Genomic DNA, 20,042 nt, shown 5'->3' with positions numbered 1-20,042 from the left:
AATTCCTTCTCATGTTTCGCATAGTTGAAGAAATATGGGCTACGAAGGAGACGGAGTCGGGGACGCCCGGGAACGTGCTGTGGTGGGGGAGAGGGCTCTCACAGAGCTGGACCCGGGCGTCCCCGGCCGTTCAGGAGATGCAGCCGGCCTTCGGCGCGGCGCTGATACATCCGTTCTTGGGCGCCGCGCTGATGCAGCCGTTCTTGGTGGCCTCCTGGGCCGAGTTGGCGGCCAGCCAATTCTGCCAGACGTCGTCCTGGGCCATCTTCTGGATCAGGTGTTCCATGAGGTCCTCCGATGATAGTGCGGAAGGTGCTCCCTGCGACGGGCCGACGGTGAATGAATTTCTCCGCGGCCTGCCCGCTGAATGTAAAAGCGTGGTTGAGCGACTGTCAATGAATGGCAATGCCCAACCCATGGAAAGCAGCCCTGTTCAGGACTGGTTTGGCGTGATTCCGCTCTGCGGGTGGCGCGTCGGCGCCGGTTCGGGTCACGATTCGCGCAGCCGGCCGCGCCATCCGCCGAGCCCCTGGTGGGAGGGGGTCGCCCGGCTTGCTCGGGGGACACCGGTGAGGTGACGGACACGGCGACGGTCACCGAAGATGAGAATGTTTTCCTCATGTCCGTCCCCGGGACCCCGCGAAGGCAGACTGGTCCGATGCTGTGGCGTGGGGTGGGGTCGGTACTGGCAGGATGTGGAGCAGGGACACTGGTGTTACTGGTCGTATGGATATGGCCCGGGCAGAATGTGCCGCCCTCCATGGGGCCCGCGGTCGTCGTGCCCTTCCTGCACGGCCCGACGCCTCAGGCCACCGCACCGTCCGGCCCCGGCCGTGCCGCCGCGTCACCGACACCGTCCCCCGCCACGCCTGCCCCGTCCGGCGCCTGCCCGGGCGGCCGGGCCGTGTCGCCCCCGCCGCCGCCCGAGTCCGACGACCGGAGAACCGCCCCCCACGGGCTCCCCGGAAGCGCCGGGGCCGGGGGAGTGGCACGGACCACCGGTGACGACGAGAAGGCCTCACGCGTTCCCCGGGGCGACGTGGACGGCACGGACGGCACGGGCGGCGCGGCCGGCGCGGACGAGGAGGAGGACGAGTCCGACGACGGGGACGAGGAAGCCTCGCACGGCAATCGGGGGGATGCGGACGACGAGTGGGACGACTGATGCTCCGGCGCTCGACCAGCGCCAGGTCCCGGATCGTCGGCTGGATGCTCATGCTCCTCAGCGCGGCCCTGGCCGTGCCCACCTTCGGGATCACGATCGTCTGGCAGGCGGAGCTCGACCGGCAGGTCGACGCGCAACTCCTGTCCGAGGCCGACAAGCTACGCGCGTTCGCCCGCACCTCGCGCGACCCGTACAGCGGTGACCGCTTCACCACGGGAGCCTCGCTGCTGACGGCGTTCATGGCGGTTCACCGGCCCGAGCACAACGCCGCCTTCTTCAGCGTCGTGAACGGGCGGGCCGACCGGCGCAGCCCCGGCCCGGTCCCGGTCCGTCTGGACCGGGACCCCGAGGTCGTGGCCCTGATGGCGCGGACGGCCGACACCCGTATCCGGTCGCTGGACTCGCGGGCCGGCACGGTTCGCTACGGTGTCGTCCCGGTGCAGATGGCGGGCGACCACGTCGACACCCGGCTCGTCCTGGTCTCCTTCCGGGACCGGGAACTGCGGCAGGAGCGCCACATGGCACGGCTGCTGCTGGCCTCGGGGAGCTTCGCCCTGGTGGTCGCGGGACTGGCCAGCTGGCTGGTCGCGGGCCGGGTGCTGGCTCCGATCCGGCTGGTCAGGCAGACCGCCGAGCGGATCAGTGAGACGGACCTGACCCAGCGGCTGCCGGTGCGGGGCAACGACGACGTGGCGGAACTGGCCGAGACGTTCAACCACATGCTCGACCGCCTGTCCGGCGCCTTCACCGCGCAACGCCAGTTCCTGGACGAGGTGGCGCACGAACTGCGGACCCCCATCACGGTGCTGCGCGGACATCTGGAGCTGATGGACGAGGACCCCGACAGCCGGCACGGCCAGACCCGCGCCCTGCTCTTCGACGAGCTCGACCGGATGCGGCGGATCGTGGACGACCTGCTGCTCCTGGCCCGGGCCGAGCGCCCCGACTTCCTCACCCTCGGCCAGACCAGCCTGACCGACCTGGTGGTCGACACGGCCGCCAAGGCCCAGGCGCTGGGGCGCAGGCACTGGACGGTGGCCGAGGTCGCCGACGTCAGCGTGCACCTGGACGAACAGCGGGTCACCCAGGCCCTGATGCAACTCGCCGTCAACGCGGTCAGCCACACCGGGGAAGGGGACGCCATCGAGATCGGCTCGCGCCTGTGGCGGGGCAGAGTGGTGCTGTGGGTCGCGGACACCGGGCCCGGTGTGGCCCCGGAGGACCGGGAACGGATCTTCCAGTGCTTCTATCAGGGAGGCACCGCGGTCCCGGGCCGGGCCGCCCCCGGCATCGGGCTCGGCCTCGCGCTGGTCCGCGAGATCGCCCAGGCACACGACGGTGTCGCTCACGTCGAGGAGGCACCCGGGGGCGGCGCGAGATTCGTCATCGACCTTCCCGCACTGCACCCCACGACGGAAGGAACCTTCTGTGAGCAGGATCTTGATAGCGGAGGACGAGGAAAGAATCGCCGCCTTCGTCGAAAAAGGCCTGCGTCGTAGCGGGTACGTCACCCGGGTCGTCGCCGATGGTCTCTCCGCCTACGAGCACGCCCGCGGGCGCGACTTCGACCTCCTGATCCTCGATCTCGGCCTGCCCGGCGACGACGGGCTGACGGTGCTGCGCAAACTGCGCAAGGCGCGCATCTCCCTGCCCGTCGTCATCCTCACCGCGCGCGACAGCGTGAGCGACATCGTGGCCGGGCTGGAGAGCGGCGCCGACGACTACATGGTCAAACCCTTCGCCTTCGACGAGTTACTGGCCCGCGTACGCCTGCGCCTGCGCCGTGAGGAGCCCGCGGAGAACTTCCTGCTGCGGGTGGGCGATCTGATCCTCGACCTGCGCACCCGACGGGCCCAGGTGGGCGACCGGGTCTCCGACCTGTCCGCCCGCGAGTTCGCCCTCGCCGAGATCCTCATGCGCAACCCCGACCGGGTGCTGTCACGGGAGCAACTGCTGAGCCAGGTATGGGGGTTCGACTACGACCCCGGTTCGAACATCGTCGACGTCTACATCCGCTATCTGCGGCGCAAGATCGGCGCCGACCGGGTCCAGACCGTGCGGGGCGTCGGCTACCGCCTCCGGGCCTGACCGCCGGGGCGGCGGCCTTCGCCCGGCGGCGCACACGCCCGCCGGGACCCCATGAGAACAGTCTCACCGCCGTCTCACCGCCACCTCATGGCCCGGCCCGAGACTCCTCGTTACGGGTCATCGGTGACGCGAGGCCCGTGAGCGGCGCAGTCGGTCGCCGCGGCCCCGCCCGGGAACAGGGCGCCGCCGCCACACCGGACCAGCAGACACGGAGGCGAACCCCCCGCCTGCCCTGCGACGCGAGCACCCGCACCTGTTCCCCGTGGTACCCGGGCCACCCCTGTGCCACGAAGGCCCGGTTGCGGGCGGGGTGACAGCCCGCCCCGCGTGAGGGCCACACACCACTTCCGTATGGAGGACACTCCCGTGCGACAACTCATCGACCACGCACGCACCTTCTCGTCCCGCTGCGACGTCGCGGGCCGGGAGCTCAAGGAATTCGAGGCCGGCCAGCGGCCCTCCACCATGTTCATCACCTGCTCCGACTCCCGGGTGGTCCCCACCCTGCTGACCGACTCCGGGCCCGGCGAACTCTTCGAGATGCGTACGGCAGGAAACATCGTCCCGCCCTACGACCCGGACGCGCCCACGAGCGAGATGGCGACGATCGAGTACGCCGTCTGCGTGCTGGAGGTGTCCGACATCATCCTCTGCGGCCACTCCCACTGCGGCGCCGTCGGAGCCCTGGCCCGGGGCGAGGACCTGCGGAGCCTGCCGGCGGTTCGCGGCTGGCTCGGCAGATGCGCCCCCACGGCCGGACCTCACGGCCCCGAGGAGTTCGGCCCCGACTGCGAACAGCCCGTACAGCGCCACGTGGTGGCGCAACTGGACGCGTTGCGCGACTACCCGTGCGTGAGCCGCGCCGTGCGCGAGGGCCGGCTCGGTCTGCACGCCTGGTACTACGAGGTCCACACCGGCGCCGTGCAGGCCCACCGAGCCTCCACCGGAACCTTCTCCTCCCTGTGACAGCGACCCACCGGTGAACGGGCGGGCCGCTCCCGCCGTCACCTGCTGCCTCCCCCCACTCCCCTAGGAGCTGAAGCTCTCATGTCGTCTCCACAACTCCGGTTACGCCCGGACGCCCTGTCCCGCGACATCCTCGCCTCGATCGTGGTGTTCCTCGTCGCCGTGCCCCTGTGCGTCGGCATCGCGGTCGCCTCGGGCGTCCCCGCCGAACTGGGCCTGGTCACCGGCATCGTCGGCGGGCTGATCGCCGGCGCGATGCCGGGCAGCTCGCTCCAGGTCAGCGGCCCCGCCGCCGGCCTCACCGTCCTCGTGTACGAGGCGGTCACCACCCACGGCGTCGCGGCGCTGGGCATCCTCGTCCTGGCCACGGGCGTCCTCCAGGTCGGACTCGGCCTCATCGGCTTCGGACGGTGGTTCCGCGCCATCTCCACGGCCGTCGTCCACGGCATGCTCGCCGGCATCGGGCTCGTCCTGATCGGCAGCCAGCTCTACGCCATGGCCGGGGCCACCGCCCCGGGCAACGGTGTCGACAACCTGGCAGGGCTGCCGGAGCTGTTCACGCAGATCACGGGAGCCGCGGCGATCTCCTCCACCGCGATCGGCGTCGGCACCATCGTCGTACTGGTCCTCTGGAAGCGGCTGCCCGGGCGTCTGCCCCAGGTGCTCCCCGGCCCGCTGGTGGCCGTGGGTCTGGCCACCGCCGCGGTGGCCGCGTTCGACCTGCCCGTCGCCCCGATCAAGGTCCAGGGGCTGATCGACTCGCTGCGGCTGACGAGCCTGGACGACTTCGGCCTGCTGGCCGACGTCAGCCTCCTGGGCGTCATCCTCGCCTTCACGCTCATCGCCTCGGCCGAATCCCTCTTCAGCGCCGCCGCCGTGGACCGGATGCACGACGGCCCGCGCACGCAGTACAACAAGGAACTCATCGCCCAGGGGACGGGCAACACCATCTGCGGCCTCGTCGGCGCGCTGCCCATGACCGCCGTCATCGTGCGCAGTGCGGCCAACGTGCAGGCAGGTGCGCGCACCAAGGCCTCCCGGATCATGCACGGCGCGTGGCTGCTGCTGTTCGCGGCCCTGTTCCCCGCCGTGCTCGGTCTGATCCCCGTGGCCGCTCTCGCCGGCATCCTCGTCCACGCCGGCGCGAAGCTCATCCCCGTCGCGACCTTCCGGCCGCTCTGGCGCGAACACCGGGGCGAGGCCGTGGTCCTGATGGTGACCGCGCTGGCGATCGTCCTCACGGACATGTTCATGGGCGTGCTGCTCGGCATCGGACTGGCCGTGATCAAGACGGCCTGGGAGACCTCCGCCGTCCGCCTCGACATCGACGAGCAGGACGAGCGCACCACGGTCTCCCTCAGCGGCAGCGCCACCTTCCTGCGCCTGCCGCTGATCCTCGACACCCTGGAGGCCCTGCCGAAGGACCGGCCGGTGGAGCTCGACCTCTCGCGGCTCCGCCACCTGGACCACGCCTGCCGCACCGCCCTGGAGGCGTGGACCGCCCACAGCGGCGCCGTGCGGGGCGCCGAAGCGGCCACGGACGACACACCGCGCGAGGCCGCCCTCGCGGGCGTCGCTCCGGAGGGTGAGGGCCCTCCGGGCACCCGGAGCCGCCGGCGCTGATCGCCGGCCCCGAGGGCGTGTCCGACGGATCCCGACCGGGTCCGCCGGACACGCCCTCGTCCGCCCCGGTCCCGGCGCCCGCGAGCTCGACCTCCACCGGCCGTTAGGTTGTGGGGGCAAAGCCTGCGGGCAGCCGGATTCGTGATGGGGGCGAGCATGACCATGCAAAAAGGAAGCAACGTCGCGGTGCCGGCCGGGACGGTGCGCGTCGAACTGGGACGCCACGCCGCGGCGGGCGCCCCGGACGTCGACGCCTCCGCTCTCCTCCTGGTGGCGGGCAAGGTCCGCGACGACGCGGACTTCGTCTTCTACAACCAGCCGGCCCACGCGTCCGGCGCGGTCCGGCACGAGGGCAAGCGGACCGCTCCCGACCACGTCACCGACACCCTGTTCGTCGACTTCGGCAAGGTCGAGCCCGCCATCGACCGCATCGTCGTCGCCGCCTCGGCGGACGGCGGGACCTTCGGCCGGGTGAGCGGGCTGTACGTGCGGGTCACCGACGCGGCGAGCGGCGCGGAACTGGCCCGCTTCGACAGCACGGACGCCACGATCGAGACCGCCTTCATCCTCGGCGAGCTCTACCTGCGCCAGGGAGCCTGGAAGTTCCGCGCGGTCGGGCAGGGCTACAGCACCGGGCTCGAAGGCCTGGCGACGGACTTCGGCATCTCCGTGGACGAACCGCAACAGACCCCGCAGGCCCCGGCGGCACCCGCGCCCCCGTCGCCGCCCCGGCCCGCCGCCGTGGCCCCGGCTCCCGCTCTTGCTCCCGCGCCGGCCCCGGCTTCCGCCCCGGTCACCGCGCCCGTCCCGCCGCCCCCGCCGCCCGCAGCCCCCGTGGCCCCGCCCGCCGCGACGCCCGTACGGCTGACCAAGATCACGCTGACGAAGGGCACCCCTGCCGTCTCGCTCGCCAAACAGGGCGGCACCTCCGGCGCGCTGCGCGTCAACCTCAACTGGGAAGTGCGCAAACAGTTCAAGGGGTGGGGGGCGAAGCTCGGCCGGGCCGTCGCCATGCACGCCGATCTCGATCTCGACCTCTGCGCCCTGTACGAACTCGCCGACGGCCGCAAGGGGGTCGTCCAGTCCCTCGGGAACGCGTTCGGCTCGCTGAACAGGCCGCCCTACATCCACCTCGACGGCGACGACCGCACCGGCGCCCTCTCCAGCGGCGAGAACATGACCATCAACCTCGACCACAAGGACCTGCTGCGGCGCGTACTGATCTTCGTCACCATCTACGAAGGCGCCCGGAGCTTCGCCGACCTCCACGCCACGGTCACCCTCCAGCCGCAGCACGGCGCGGCCATCGACTTCTCCCTCGACGAGTGCACCGTGCCCTCCACCGTCTGCGCCCTGGCCCTGATCACCAACAACGGCGGCGACCTCACGGTGCAGCGCGAGGCCCGCTACCTGGTCCCGGACCGGGGAGTGAGCCCGCAGCGCACCATCGACGCCGCCTACGGCTGGGGCATGAACTGGACGCCCGGCCGCAAGTGACCCGCCGCGCCCGCCCGGACCGCCCGTACACCTCCGCGCGGCGTCACCGGTCGGGCGCGGCCTCCGGGCGCGCGTAGGTGCGGCCCTTCCAGGCCGCGCCCCGCCCCCGGTAGTGCTGAACCGCCGAGTCGACCGTCATCAGCAGGTACAGCACCGCCGTCAGCGGCAGCAGCGGCCCCAGCCACGGCGACTGGCGGTAGTAGGCGAGCATCGGCAGATACGTCGCCGTCATCACCGCCCACGCCGCGCCACCCGCCCAGGCCGCCGCCCCGTCCCCCGTCAGCAGCCCCGCCGTCAGCGTCGCGGGCGGCGCCACGTAGACGAGCAGCAGCCCCGGGACCGTCGCCGCCAGCAGCAGCGGACTGTGCCGCAGCTGGGCGTACGCGCTGCGTGCGACCATCCGCCACAGATCCGCCAGCCGCGGATAGGGCCGCACGCTGTCCACCCGATCCGCGAGCCCCAGCCAGATCCGGCCCCCGCCGCGCCGCACCTCCCGCGCCAGCGACACGTCGTCGATCACCGCCTGCCGGATCGAGTCCGGGATCCGGGCCCGCTCGGCGGCCCCCGTGCGCAGCAGCACGCAGCCCCCCGCGGCCGCCGCCGTCCGCGACCGGGCCCGGTTCACCCGGCGGAACGGATAGAGCTGTCCGAAGAAGTAGACGAACGCCGGCACCACCAGCCGTTCCCAGACGCTCTCCACCCGCAGCCGCGCCATCTGCGACACCAGGTCGAAGCCGCCCTCGCCCCCGGAGCCGGCCGCGGCCACCAGATCGCGCAGGCTGTCCGGCTCGTGCGCGATGTCGGCGTCGGTCAGCAGCAGGAAGTCCGGCTTCTCCCGCCGGGCCACCGCGATCCCGTGCCGCACCGCCCAGAGCTTGCCCGTCCAGCCCGGCTCCGGCTCTCCGGGCGTCACCACGGCCAGCGGGAACCCGCCGTGCCGGGCGGCCAGGTCCCGGGCAAGCTGCCCGGTGCCGTCGCCGCTGCAGTCGTCGACGAGGACGATCCGGACGTCCCCCGGATAGTCCTGGAGCAGCAGCGACGGCAGGCTCATCGGCAGCATCTCCGCCTCGTCGCGGGCCGGCACCACCACCGCCACCGACGGCCAGCGCGCCGGGTCGGTGCGCCGGGGGAGCCGCTGGTCCGTCCGCCAGTAGAAGCCCTGCCCCAGCAGCAGCCACACCCACGCGATCAGTGAACCCACGGCGATCCAGGCAACGGCGCTCATCCGCCGAAGTCTGCCCCACCGAGCCCGGTCCGCAAGGGCTGTCGGCTAGGGTGACCGGGTGAAGATCGCGCTCATGGACTCCGGAATCGGCCTGCTGGCGGCAGCGGCCGCTGTGCGCCGGCTGCGGCCCGACGCCGAACTCGTCCTCTCCTCGGACCCCGGTTCCATGCCCTGGGGCCCCCGCACCCCCGAGGACATCACCGCGCTCGCCCTCGACGTCGCCCGCGCCGCCGCGGCCCACCGGCCGGACGCGCTGATCGTCGCCTGCAACACCGCCTCCGTACACGCCCTGCCGGCGCTGCGCGCCGAGCTGGAGCCCGCGCTGCCGGTCATCGGCACGGTCCCCGCGATCAAGCCGGCCGCGGCGGGCGGCGGCTCCGTCGCCATCTGGGCCACCCCCGCCACCACCGGCAGCCCCTATCAGCGCGGGCTGATCGGTGACTTCGGCGGGACCGCGGAGGTCACCGAGGTCCCGTGCCCCGGGCTCGCCGACGCCCTGGAGCACGGCGACGAGGCCGGGATCGACCGTGCCGTGGCGGCGGCAGCCGCCCTCACCCCGCGCGACGTGCGGGCCGTCGTCCTCGGCTGCACCCACTACGAGCTGGTCGCCGCCCGGATCCGCGACGCCGTGCAGCGGCCCGACGGCCCGCCGCTCGCCCTGCACGGGTCCGCCGGAGCGGTCGCCGCCCAGGCGCTGCGCCGGATCGGAGCGGACCCCGCCCCGGGCGCGGAGCCCTCCGCCGGTCTCACCGTGCTCCAGGCCGGCCGCCCCGCCGCCCTCCCGGGGGCCGCCCTGACGTACGCCGAGGGCCGGCTGCTGGCCGCCGCGGTCCCCACCCGCTGACCGGAACCGGGTGGCCGCCGGGGAGCCTCCGGCGGATCGAGGGGGTAGCCCGATCGGCCCCCGCGGCCCCGGCCGGAAACCCGGAACGCGGCTACGCTGCTGAACATGACGGACCTCCCCGAGAGTGCGAGGCACGGGTCGAGCCCGGCGCCGCCCACGGAGTGGAACGGCCGGGCCACCAACCGCGTCCAGTGGCTGCTGGCCCTCGCCGGTGCGGGCTGTGTGGCCCTCGGCATCGAACTGGCCGTCGACGGCGCCTGGACCTCGGGCATCGCCCCGCTGCTCATGTCGGTGGTCGGCTGCCTCGCCGCCGGACTGCTGATCCTCTTCGGCACCCTCGCCTTCGTCCATGTGGCCGTCAAGGTCGACGGGGACAGCCTGGAGGTGCGCTGCGGCCACGCGGGCCTGCCGCGCCGCCGGATCCTGCTCAGCCATGTGACGGGCGCGGACTTCGTCCCCCGGATCAACCCGCGCCAGTGGGGCGGCTGGGGCTACCGCTGGCGTCCCGAGCAGGGCACCGCCGTCGTGGTCCGCAAGGGCGAGGGCATGGTCCTGCGCCTCGGCGACGGCCGCACCTTCACCGTCACGGTCGACGACGCGGAGGCCGCCGTACGGTTCATCCGGCAACGCCTGCACCTGCCGGCCTCCGGCAAACGACCGGGCGACTGACCGGGGGCGGCCGGCCTCCGGTCGCCGGGCTGCGGCCGCCCTCCCGGCGACCGGCCGACCGGGCCGCCCTCCGTCGGCCGCCCCGGGGCCGCCAGGCGTCCCCGCACCACCCAGGTCAACGCCGCCGTTCACAGCCGCCCACCGTAGAATCCGGCGGGTGAGCGCCACCATGACTCCCGTCGACGACCCGCCACCCGCCACAGCCTCCCCGGCCGCCGGACCGCTGTCGCGGCTCCTGCGCCCGGCCGCCGCCGTGGTGTCCGGACTGCTGCTCTACGCGAGCTTCCCGCCCCGGCCCCTGTGGTGGCTCGTGCTGCCCGGATTCGCCCTGCTGGGATGGGTGCTGCACGGGCGCCGACTCCGGTCCGGCTTCGGCCTCGGGCTTCTCGCGGGCCTCGGCTTCATGCTTCCGCTGCTCCACTGGACCGGTGAGGACGTCGGCCCTGTGCCGTGGCTGGCCCTGGCCGCCGCGGAGGCCCTCTTCATCGCGGTGGGGTGTCTCGGTATCGCCGCGGTGACCCGGCTCGCGTACTGGCCCGTCTGGGCGGCCGCGGTCTGGACGCTGGACGAGGCGGTCCGCGCCCGGATCCCGTTCGGCGGCTTCCCCTGGGGCAAGATCGCCTTCGGCCAGTCCGAGAGCGCCTTCCTGCCGCTCGCCGCGCTCGGCGGCACCCCGCTGCTCTCCTTCGCCGTCGTCCTGTGCGGCTTCGGGCTCTACGAGGCCGTGCGACAGTTCGTCGCGTACCGCAGGACCGGCGGGGTTCCGCGCGCGGCCGTCGCCGGCGCCGCCGTGAGCGTCCTCGTGCCGGTCGCCGGGGCCCTCGCCGCACTGCCCCTGGTCGACGACTCGGCGGAGAATGGCACGGCCACCGTCGCCGCGATCCAGGGCAACGTGCCGCGCCTCGGCCTCGACTTCAACGCCCAGCGCCGCGCCGTCCTCGACAACCACGCCCGGCGCACCGCGCAACTGGCCGAGGACGTGAAGGCGGGCAAGGAGGCGCAGCCCGACTTCGTGCTGTGGCCGGAGAACTCCTCCGACCTCGACCCCTACCTGAATGCGGACGCCCGCCAGGTCATCGACGACGCGGTCAAGGCGATCGGCGCCCCCACGGTCGTCGGCTCGGTGGTCGAGAAGGGCTCCGACAGCCTCCGCAACACCCTGATCGAGTGGGACCCCGACCGGGGCCCCGTCGCCACCTACGACAAGCGGCACATCCAGCCGTTCGGCGAGTACATGCCGATGCGCACCGTCGCCCGCTTCTTCAGCGAGGACGTCGACCGGGTGCAGCGCGAGTTCGTCCCCGGCACCGAGGTCGGCGTCTTCGACCTCGCGGGGACGAAGGTGGGGCTCGTGACCTGTTACGAGGCCGCGTTCGACGACGCCGTGCGCGACACCGTCACCCACGGCGGCCAGATGATCGCCGTGCCGAGCAACAACGCGACGTTCGGCCGCAGCGAGATGACCTACCAGCAACTGGCCATGTCCCAGGTGCGGGCCGTCGAGCACGGCCGGGCCGTCGTCGTCCCCGTCACCAGCGGGGTCAGCGCGGTGATCCGTCCGGACGGCACGATCGTCGAGAAAAGCGGGATGTTCACCCCCGACGCCCTCGTCGACGAGGTCCCGCTGCGCTCCTCGCTCACCCCCGCCACCCGGATGGGCCCCCTGCCGGAGGCCGTCATCGCGCTGCTTGCCCTGGCCGGTCTGGGCTGGGCGGGCGTCGCGGCTCTCCGGGCCCGCCGGAGCTGAGGGCCTCCGCGAGGTCGCGTCCAGGGTGCGTCCGGCGGGCGGTGGACGACACTTTGCGGCCAGTCGACGGGACCGGTCAGTAGCACCCGACCCGGCCACGTAGGCTCGGTTCCATGGCTACTCCCGACTTCATCCGTGAACTCCGTGCCACCGCCGGGCACCAGCTGCTCCTGTTGCCCGGGGTGACGGCCGTCGTCCTCGACGACGAGGGCCGTGTACTGCTCGGGCGGCGCGCCGACACCGGCAAGTGGTCGGTGATCGGCGGGATCTCCGAACCGGGGGAGGAGCCGGCGGCGACGGCGGAGCGCGAGGTGCTGGAGGAGACCGGCGTGCACTGCGTGGCCGAGCGGGTGGTGCTCACCCAGGCGCTGGACCCGGTGCAGTACGCGAACGGCGACCGCTGCCAGTACCTGGACGTCACCTTCCGCTGCCGGGCGACCGGCGGTGAGGCGCGGGTCAACGACGACGAGTCGCTGGAGGTGGGCTGGTTCCCGCTGGACGGCCTCCCGCCCCTCGGCGAGTTCGCCCTGTTCCGGATCAAGCAGGCCCTCACCGAGGGCCCCGCCTGGTTCCAGCCCACCCCGCGCACGACCTGAGCCCCCGCGGCCGTCGTCCGGATCGTGCCGGGCTCGGGCCGATCCGGGCGAGAGCCCTACCGCACGGTGAAGCCGCCCGTCGTCCCGGTGAACGACGTGATCTTCCCGAGCAGGCTCTTGGCGTCCCCGTGGTGCACGATCCGGTAGGTGCCGGGGTCCGTGTCCGCCGCGATGTCCCAGGTGATCGTGGCCTTCGAGGTGCCGGTCAGATCGTTGAGCCGGGTCCAGCGGTAGGTGGTTCCCCAGTCGCCGTCGTCCAGCACCCGCTGCCAGGAGCCGTTCACCAGCCGCTGCACCTCCAGGAAGGTGGAGCCCCGGCGGAGGTTGTTCTTCGGGTGTCCGGTGGCGAACTCGACGGTCGCGGTGGAGCCGCGCGCGTATGAGGGCTCCGGGGCCTTGAGGACCCCGCCGAACGCCTTGCCCGAGGGCGGGTTGTCGTACACCACCCCGGTCTGGAAGGTGAACTGCCGCCCCGACTCGTCCGCCGGCATCGTGCCCCGATCCAGCGTCGTGCCCTCGCGCAGGGACTTCGCGATCCGGTCGTACTCCTGCTGGTACGCGGGCAGGGTGTAACGGCCGTACAGCGTGGAGCCGCCCTCGTAGTTCTGGGTGTCGTACTCCTCCGGTGTCGTCACGTACTGGCTGTAGGCGTTGGCGTACCCCTGGAGCAGGACGCGGTCCAGCGGCACGCCGAGCTGCCGGGCCACCGTGCGGCGTACGCGCAGGCCCGAGGCGATCGTGAACTCGCCGGGTGCGGCCACCAGGTGCAGCTCGCCGATCTTCATGATCTGGAGCGGGAGGCGCTTCGGGGTGACCGGGTGGACGTTGCTCAGCAGCCCCGTGGGGACGAGGCTCGCCTTGGGGTACTGGCAGGTCGCGAGCCAGGACGGGGTGTCGACGCGCAGCGCTTCGAGGATGGGGGCGATCGGCGTGCGCATGCCCTCCTCGAAGAGGGGGATGGCCGGGCCGTCCTCGACGCTGCCCGCGAGCGTGGACGCGCCCACGACGGCGGGGCAGGTCCGGTGCTCCTTGCCGTCCGGGGCGTACTCCGGGCGTACGGTCACGTTCTCCATGTCGACGTAGGCGAGCCGGGAGTCGACCCCTCCGGAGACGGGCCGGGTGCCGTCGTAGATCTCGCGGGCCTTGTCGAGCTGGCGCTCGCCGATGACGCGCGCGTTCTCGAACTCGTCCTCGGTGGGCCCGGATCCCGGCTTCAGGTTGAGGTTCGGCGACATGTCGCCCGCGTTGGTGTTGGGGAAGGCCGCGACGAACCCGGGGGTGTCGTCGAGGTAGCGGACGCCTTCGTGGTCGTGCTCCCAGGCGTAGGCGGCGTAGCCCTTGTTGTCGGGGCTGATGAGCGTGTTCTTGTTGGTGATCGAGGTGTTGTGGGTGGCGAACCAGCTGATCGCGCCCGCGTCCCGCTCGCCCTGCTTGAAGCGCAGCACGGTCATCGCCGGGTCGATCGCGTCCGGGAAGGCGGCCCGGTCGGCCGCCGGGTTGCGGTCGAAGGCCTCGCGCGAGCGGTTGACGCTGGCGTTGGTCAGGGTCCCCGTGCCGAGGCTCATCGTGCCGGGCTTCAGGTCCTCGTGGGCCTTGGCGACGGACTCCGTTATGCCGTCGACGATCGCCCGGTAGGTCTCCTTCTGGAAGCCGAGGACGGAGAGGTTGTAGGCGACGTTGTGGGAGTAGCCGCCGGGTCCCGAGTGGGTGTGGGTGGCCGACAGGAGGACGTTCTCCTCGCCGTACAGGCTGCCGTAACGCTCCTTCAGCCGGGCCATGACGCCCTGCCGGACCGACTGGAAGATCATGGCGAGGTCGGCGTTGACGTACACCACGCGCTTGCCGCTCGCCCGGTCGACGACGACGAAGGCCCGTGACCGCTGCCGCTGATGGATGCCCGAGGTCTTCTGGTCGAAGCTGGAGTAGCCCATCATCCCGGTCTCGGCGGCCTCGCCCGTGACGTCGGAGATGCCTCGCCCGACGAGGTAGTCGCCGCCGTCGGCGGTGTTCGACGCCGACGCGGGGGAAGGGGCGCCGAGGGTGGCCGCGCCGAGGGCGGCGGCGAGCACCGCGACGGGGAGCCTGCGGCGGGAGCGGCGGGCGGTGGGGGGTGGCATGGAACCTCCTGGGGCGGGAGACGGGGATGCCCGGGCCCGGTCGGCGGCCCGCCGATGTGGAGGGGCCGGGGCAGTGCCCCGACCGTAGAGCAGTGTGACCTGGGTCGCATAGATGCCTACCGGCCAGTAAAGCGGTGCGCCCCGCTCGGCTCGTTGACATGGGCATGTCGCATTGTTCTACTGAGTGGCGGATCAATTGGCCAGTACGGGAGGAGGATATTCATGCAGGCAGTTGAGGAAAAGGTCCAGGGCGGAACGGACCGGAACGCCGATGATGTATTCGATCTGGTGATCGGCGATCTGGAACAAGAAATTCCGCCGCTCGCCTCACCGACGAACTCGGGCAGCGGCACCGCCTGTGGTTCGTGCGCGTCCATCTACTGCTGTTGACGCGCGCCGGGTGGTGTCGCCGCGTCGGCGCCACCCGGGTGCGCCGCGCATCCCCTCCCCGTGACGAGCCGAAGGGCCGCCGTGCCGGACGCACCGGATTCACCCATGGACGTCGAACCCCTCTGGGACATGCGTGACCCCGGTGGAGAGCTCGGCGGATCCTCCGGCGGCGACGCGCGCCGCCGGGCCCGCCCGGGTGCCGACCAGGATGGATCGCCCCAACTCCCCCTGGCCGCCCGACGGGTGATCGACGCCGTCCGCAAGGGCGGGGCCGGCGGAATGTTCCCGCCCGTCGTCAGGGCGGGACCGGAAGGGACGGTCGCGATCGACCGCCTGCTCGGCGGCGAGACGGACGCGCGGATGATCGAGAACGCGCTCCACGACCGGCGGTTCGCTCCGCTGCTGGACCTGTGGGACCGGCTGGACGCCTGGTGCGCAGGGGCCGGGCCCCGCTATTCGGACGTTGTTTCCGAAGGAATTCTGGATATCACCAACGCCGATATCTTTGGCCCCGTGGTATCCGAGGCATTCGTGGCCTGTGCTGCCGGAAGACCGCACTACGCCCGCGACCGGGTGGCCGAGTGGGCCGTGCGCTGCGAGGAATTCCTGACGCTTTTCCTCGACCGATTGCTCCGTGACATGAACGCCTGCTGGCCCGAGCAGCCGGCCTTCCGGGGGCCGGTCGTCGGACTGTGGGCCCACGGCGAGGAGACCCACAACGGACGCCAGCGCGTCCTGCGCCTCGACTGCGCCGGTGGCGGCCGGGTCGCCTACAAACCACGGCCGGCCTCCGGCGAGCTGCTGTTCACCGCGTCTCCCGCGTCTCCCGCGTCCCCCGGGGCGGCCCCGCCCGCCGCCCGCCCCGGATCCGTCCCGCCCGCCTCCCTGTTCGATCTGCTCAACCACGCGCCCACGGCCTCCGGCGAGGTCCGGCTGCCCGTGCTGGCCTGCTGGCCCGGAGCCGAGCCCGGCTACCTGTGGCAGGAGTGGATCGAGCCGCCCGCGCAATGGGGGCCGATCCGGGCCTCCGGACCGTGGGAGCTGACCGGCACCCGGCTCACCCCGGGGGAGTCGGGGCGGTTCTGGCGCCGCGCCGGCTCGCTGACCGCCGCGATGTTCGCCTTCGGGATCACCGACATGATCGGCGGCAACGTGGTCACCGGCAGCAGACCCGGCGACCCCGAGCCCCTGCTCTACCCGATCGACCTGGAGATCTTCTTCTGCCGGGTCCCGCGCCTCTACGACACCGGCCTCCTGCACGACGCGACCGCCGAGATCGACCAGCACCACGTCGGCCTGGAGCGCACCGCCCGCTGGTGCGACGCCGAGGGCCCGCCGGTGTGCTGGACCGAGCGGCCGACGGGTGAACTGCGCCTGCACCGCCGCCGCGCCTCCCTCACCCGGGAGGCGACCAGGAACGTCGTCGCCGACACCGGCGGGCGGACCGGTTACGGCCCCTACCTCCCGGCCATGCTGCGCGGCATGTTCGACGCCTGGACCCTCATGTGCCGCCAACGGCCCGCCATCGGCGCGTTCCTGTCGACCGCCACCGCCGGCCACCACGTACGCGTCCTGCGACAGCCCACGTTCCGGTACTTCGACGCGCTCGTGCCCCGCTGGCTGTCCGGCGGCGGCGCCGCCCCTCACCCCACCGATCCCGACGTCCACTTCGACCGGCCCGAACGCGACCAGCTGCGCCGTCTCGACGTGCCCTACTTCGTCCGCTCCCTGGCGGGCGGACCGGTGCTGAGCGTCGAACCGCCGCCCGTGCCGTTCGGCACGGCCCGGGTCGCCGCCCGTCCGGAGCCCGAGGGCGGCTGGCCCCCGCTGCGGGAGCTGCTGGAGGGCGAGAACCTCACCCTCGCCGGTCTCGGCGTGGCCCTCCGGGACGCCGTGGAGCACGTGTTCGACGACGTGACGGACCACGTCGTCACGGACGCTCTCCTGGGCGTCCGCCTCCACCTCCAGAGCCCCGCCGAAGGACAGGTCGCCTTCGACTGGCCGGAGGCCGGCCGACGGATCACCTACCTCTGGGACCGGCAGAAGGTGCGGCTGCGCATCGACCCGGCCGACGCGCCCGAAGCCCCGGTCGAGCCCGCGCCCGCCGGGGAGATCCGGCGCAGGCTGCTGCGGCTCGACCGGCTCGACGGCGCCGTCCGGACGCCGTGGGCCGACGGCGGCATGAGCGACACGACCGCCGAGCGCCGCCTGCGCGACCTGACCGACGCCGGCATCGCCTGGCTCACCACGGTCGTGGCCGACCACGGCTGGCCCGGGCGCGCCCTGGTCGGCGCCGAGGCGGCCACCGCCGCGAGCCGCCTCGTCCAGCACGCCCGGGAGCACCTGGACTTCCGCCGCCACTGCCTGGAGCTGATGCGGGACGCCGCGGAGCGCGGCGATCTACCGTGGCGGGAAATCGCCTATCTCACCGACGAGTTACGGGTGACCGACGGACTCCCGCAGGTGTACGGAACGAAGTTCGAGCCCGTCGACGGAGTGCTGGTCCCCTGGCCGGTGGAGGATCCGCAGGACGTGGACCGCCGCCGGGCCGCCCTCGGCATGGAACCGCTCGCCGAGCACACGGACCGGATACGGCGCCGGTTCCCCCTGACCGGAAGGGAAGCATCATGAGCACGCTGGCCCCCGAGGCGCGGCGGACGCCGGACGGCGTCGACTGGGAGCTGTTCGCACAGCGCCACTGGGACCGGCGGCCCGTGCGACTGCGCGCCCGCCCGCCGTTCGGCCTCGAAGCGGTCCACCCGCTGAACGTGGTCTCCTGCGCACCGTTCCGCGCGGGCACCCGCTTCTGGGTGATGCCCGACGTCCGGTTCCTTCTCGGCGACGGCTGGCTGCGCGCCCCCGGAACCCTGCTGCCGGACACCGCGGACCCGACCCTGGACGACTACCTCGACCGGCTCGAAGCCGAAGTCCCCGGACAGGGCTACCTGCTGACCGTACGACAGCCGCTCCTCCTGGACCACGCCCTGTGGTCCGCCGTACGGGACACGGTCAGCGGGCTCTGGCGACACGTCGGCTGGCCCAACCTCCCCCTCACCGCCGAAGTGCTCACCGGCGACCGGTTCGTCCAGCACGCCGGAGCGGTCGAGGCCCCGACGCACGCGGCGCTGACCTGGGTGCTGCGCGGGCGCATGGACGTGACCCTGTGGGACGAGCGCGGCGGGCCCCCGCCGGCGGACATCGCCGAGCCGGACCGGTACGTGCCCGGTGCGCGCGGCCTCAGCGCCGGGGCCGGGGAACTGCTGTACTGGCCCGGCGGCCGGCGGCACGTGGACACCTACCGCGAACGGTGCGTCGCCCTGCGCCTGCGGATCCCGGTCGACCGGGGGCTGCCGTTCACCGCGCTGCGTGACCTGCTCGCCGACCTGGTGCACGCGGGCCGGGACCGCGACGAGACCGTGCCCTACTTCCCGTTCGGCTCCGGAACCGGTATCGGCGACCCCGGCGGGGTGCTGCCCCGGCTGACCGCGCTCGGCGACGAACTGCGCGGAGCCGTGGAGAGCGAACGGCTGCGCAGGACGCTGCGGGTCCGCTGGGCCGCGTTGCGCTCGGCGGCCGGGCTCGAACCGATTCCGGTGCCCCGCGACGGCGTGTCCATCACCCGGGACACCCGCTTCCGCCGCACCGGCGAGATCGTCCGGATGGCCGACGGGCCCGCGCACGAGGTCTGGGCGGTCGACGGGAACGTCTTCACCCTGCCCGGGGCCGCGGGCGACCGCGTGTACGCCGCCCTCGGCGACGGCGCGGAGACCGGCGCCGACGACGTCTGCCGCGCTCTCGCCGCGGGCGACGACGACAGCAACGATCCGACGGTGCTCGCGCTGCTCGACAGGCTCTACCGACTGCGCGGCATCGACCTGGTCGAGGAGGGGACGCGATGACCCTGACCGTCGAGAAGTCCTTCGACTGGGACACCTTCGCCGACCGCTTCTGGGACCGGGCGCCCGTCCTGTACAAGGGCCTCGACACGGCACCGTTCGACGAGCACGAGGTGTTTCGGGCCGCCGTGTCCGGCAGCCGGCCGCCCCATCCGCTCGCCGTCCCGGGCAACCTCCAGTTCCTCGTGCGGCGGCGGCAGCAGACCCGGCCCCACGACTATCTGCCCGAGGCGGGCGACGGCTCGCTCGACGGCTACGAGCGGCGCATGGCCGACCGGCTGGAGGGCCGGCGCTACGCCCTGGTCGTCCACCGCTTCCACTCCTTCTCCCACCCGCTGTGGGACCGCGCGCAGCGGTTCTACGCCGGGCTGTGGGAGCGGGTCGGCCAGCCCACGCACACCGCCGGTTCCACGATGTTCCACGGCTCCTACGAGCACAGCCCGGTCGGCGTCCACCAGGACCGCTTCGCCACCTTCATGTTCTGCGTACGCGGCACCAAACGGATGCGGTTCTGGGCCGACCGGCCGTGGTCGGACCCGGTGCACACGGTGCTGGACTACCAGTCCTACCTGGCGTCCTCGTTCGTCGCCGAGGTCGAACCGGGCGACCTGCTCTACTGGCCCGCCCGCTACTACCACGTGGGGGAGAGCGCCTCCGACACCCCGGCGACCAGCGTCAACGTGGGCATCCCGCGCCGCGAGCACCGGCCCTACTACGAGATCAAGGACCTGTTCCGGGGCACCCGGCCGCAGAGCTCCGCCCCGCTGTTCACCCCGGACGCCGGTCCGGACGGCCGACTGGCCGGGGAACTGCCCAGGGCCCTGGCCGACGCCGTGGACGCCTTCGCGGAACACCTGGCCGAGGACCGCTTCACCGACCGGGCCACCGCGCTCGCGCTGCGCGTGCGGACCGCGGGCGGCTTCTGGCCGACCGAGCCGCCCGCCGCGCCCCGCCCCCTGGACGACGACACTCCCGTACGCCGCTGCGCCCCGCTGCTGCCCGCCCCGGGCGAGGGCCCGCCTCGCTGGGCCGCCAACGGCCATGTCACCTCGGGCGCGATCGGGGCGGACGCCCTCGCGGTGCTGCGCCGACTGGACGCCGGCGAGGCGGTGCGGGTCGGGGAACTGCCCGAAGCCCGGCGTGCGGACGTCCGACGCCTGCTGCAGGAACTGGAGGGCTTCCGTGCCGTCACCCGCGTCGAAACCCGCTGACCCGGCAC

17 protein-coding genes are annotated in these 20,042 nt (G+C 72.9%); 14 read left to right on the top strand and 3 right to left on the bottom strand.

The features are described 5' to 3' along the window. Nucleotides 1-130: 130 nt before the first annotated feature. Nucleotides 131-286 carry a hypothetical protein gene (locus DTB53_RS37000; protein WP_003970874.1) on the bottom strand — a complete coding sequence of 52 codons (156 nt, stop codon included), beginning with the start codon at nucleotides 284-286 and terminating at the stop codon, nucleotides 131-133. A 699-nt stretch (nucleotides 287-985) separates the two neighbouring features. On the opposite strand from DTB53_RS37000, the gene DTB53_RS30240 reads away from it, so the two are divergent. From DTB53_RS30240 to DTB53_RS30215, 6 genes are all read left to right on the top strand, one after another. Then, nucleotides 986-1,165, top strand: coding sequence for a hypothetical protein (locus tag DTB53_RS30240; protein WP_042497725.1), 180 nt, complete (start codon nucleotides 986-988; stop codon nucleotides 1,163-1,165). Next, nucleotides 1,165-2,664, top strand: coding sequence for a sensor histidine kinase (locus DTB53_RS30235; RefSeq protein WP_003970876.1), 1,500 nt, complete (start codon nucleotides 1,165-1,167; stop codon nucleotides 2,662-2,664). The genes DTB53_RS30240 and DTB53_RS30235 overlap by 1 nt, the downstream gene beginning before the upstream one ends. Further along, the gene (locus DTB53_RS30230) at nucleotides 2,594-3,253 is read left to right on the top strand and encodes a response regulator transcription factor (protein WP_030703045.1); all 660 of its coding nucleotides are present in this window, start codon (nucleotides 2,594-2,596) and stop codon (nucleotides 3,251-3,253) included. The genes DTB53_RS30235 and DTB53_RS30230 overlap by 71 nt, the downstream gene beginning before the upstream one ends. Before the next feature lie 366 nt (nucleotides 3,254-3,619). Further along, nucleotides 3,620-4,219, top strand: coding sequence for a carbonic anhydrase (locus DTB53_RS30225; protein ID WP_003970878.1), 600 nt, complete (start codon nucleotides 3,620-3,622; stop codon nucleotides 4,217-4,219). An 81-nt stretch (nucleotides 4,220-4,300) separates the two neighbouring features. Further along, nucleotides 4,301-5,842 (top strand): SulP family inorganic anion transporter, encoded by a 1,542-nt coding sequence (locus tag DTB53_RS30220; RefSeq protein WP_012382031.1) that lies wholly within the window; start codon nucleotides 4,301-4,303, stop codon nucleotides 5,840-5,842. A 144-nt stretch (nucleotides 5,843-5,986) separates the two neighbouring features. Beyond that, nucleotides 5,987-7,339, top strand: coding sequence for a TerD family protein (locus DTB53_RS30215; RefSeq protein WP_012382032.1), 1,353 nt, complete (start codon nucleotides 5,987-5,989; stop codon nucleotides 7,337-7,339). Between the two features lie 43 nt (nucleotides 7,340-7,382). On the opposite strand, the gene DTB53_RS30210 is transcribed toward DTB53_RS30215, so the two are convergent. Continuing rightward, nucleotides 7,383-8,564 (bottom strand): glycosyltransferase, encoded by a 1,182-nt coding sequence (locus DTB53_RS30210; protein ID WP_012382033.1) that lies wholly within the window; start codon nucleotides 8,562-8,564, stop codon nucleotides 7,383-7,385. 58 nt (nucleotides 8,565-8,622) lie between these two features. On the opposite strand from DTB53_RS30210, the gene DTB53_RS30205 reads away from it, so the two are divergent. From DTB53_RS30205 to DTB53_RS30190, 4 genes are all read left to right on the top strand, one after another. Then, a complete protein-coding gene (locus DTB53_RS30205; RefSeq protein WP_012382034.1) occupies nucleotides 8,623-9,408 on the top strand; it encodes a glutamate racemase in 786 nt (261 codons plus the stop codon). 105 nt (nucleotides 9,409-9,513) lie between these two features. Then, on the top strand, nucleotides 9,514-10,077 hold the full coding sequence (locus tag DTB53_RS30200) for a hypothetical protein (protein WP_012382035.1): 564 nt from the start codon (nucleotides 9,514-9,516) through the stop codon (nucleotides 10,075-10,077). Nucleotides 10,078-10,246: 169 nt separating this feature from the next. Then, nucleotides 10,247-11,824, top strand: coding sequence for an apolipoprotein N-acyltransferase (gene lnt, locus DTB53_RS30195; RefSeq protein WP_042498922.1), 1,578 nt, complete (start codon nucleotides 10,247-10,249; stop codon nucleotides 11,822-11,824). A gap of 113 nt (nucleotides 11,825-11,937) precedes the next feature. Further along, entirely contained in the window at nucleotides 11,938-12,420 is a 483-nt protein-coding gene (locus DTB53_RS30190) for an NUDIX hydrolase (RefSeq protein ID WP_003970885.1), read from the top strand. Nucleotides 12,421-12,476: 56 nt separating this feature from the next. Here the strand turns inward: DTB53_RS30190 and DTB53_RS30185 are convergent, their stop codons facing one another. After that, nucleotides 12,477-14,537, bottom strand: coding sequence for a neutral/alkaline ceramidase (locus DTB53_RS30185; protein WP_012382037.1), 2,061 nt, complete (start codon nucleotides 14,535-14,537; stop codon nucleotides 12,477-12,479). A gap of 222 nt (nucleotides 14,538-14,759) precedes the next feature. Here DTB53_RS30185 and DTB53_RS36995 point away from each other — a divergent pair, with 222 nt between their 5' ends. The 4 genes from DTB53_RS36995 (at nucleotide 14,760) to DTB53_RS30170 (ending at nucleotide 20,034) form a co-directional block, all read left to right on the top strand. Then, nucleotides 14,760-14,927 carry a hypothetical protein gene (locus DTB53_RS36995; protein ID WP_003970887.1) on the top strand — a complete coding sequence of 56 codons (168 nt, stop codon included), beginning with the start codon at nucleotides 14,760-14,762 and terminating at the stop codon, nucleotides 14,925-14,927. Between the two features lie 105 nt (nucleotides 14,928-15,032). Continuing rightward, nucleotides 15,033-17,558, top strand: a complete 2,526-nt coding sequence (locus DTB53_RS30180) for a DUF6624 domain-containing protein (RefSeq protein ID WP_042497729.1) — start codon at nucleotides 15,033-15,035, stop codon at nucleotides 17,556-17,558. Next, on the top strand, nucleotides 17,555-18,826 hold the full coding sequence (locus DTB53_RS30175) for a hypothetical protein (protein WP_012382039.1): 1,272 nt from the start codon (nucleotides 17,555-17,557) through the stop codon (nucleotides 18,824-18,826). The genes DTB53_RS30180 and DTB53_RS30175 overlap by 4 nt, the downstream gene beginning before the upstream one ends. Beyond that, a complete protein-coding gene (locus DTB53_RS30170; protein WP_012382040.1) occupies nucleotides 18,823-20,034 on the top strand; it encodes a JmjC domain-containing protein in 1,212 nt (403 codons plus the stop codon). Before DTB53_RS30175 ends, DTB53_RS30170 begins: the two co-directional genes overlap by 4 nt. Nucleotides 20,035-20,042 lie beyond the last annotated feature (8 nt).

The organism is Streptomyces griseus, from assembly GCF_900460065.1.
Classification (GTDB): domain Bacteria; phylum Actinomycetota; class Actinomycetes; order Streptomycetales; family Streptomycetaceae; genus Streptomyces; species Streptomyces griseus.
Note: the sequence above shows the minus strand (reverse complement) of the source record. Positions and strands in the feature narration are given on the sequence as shown.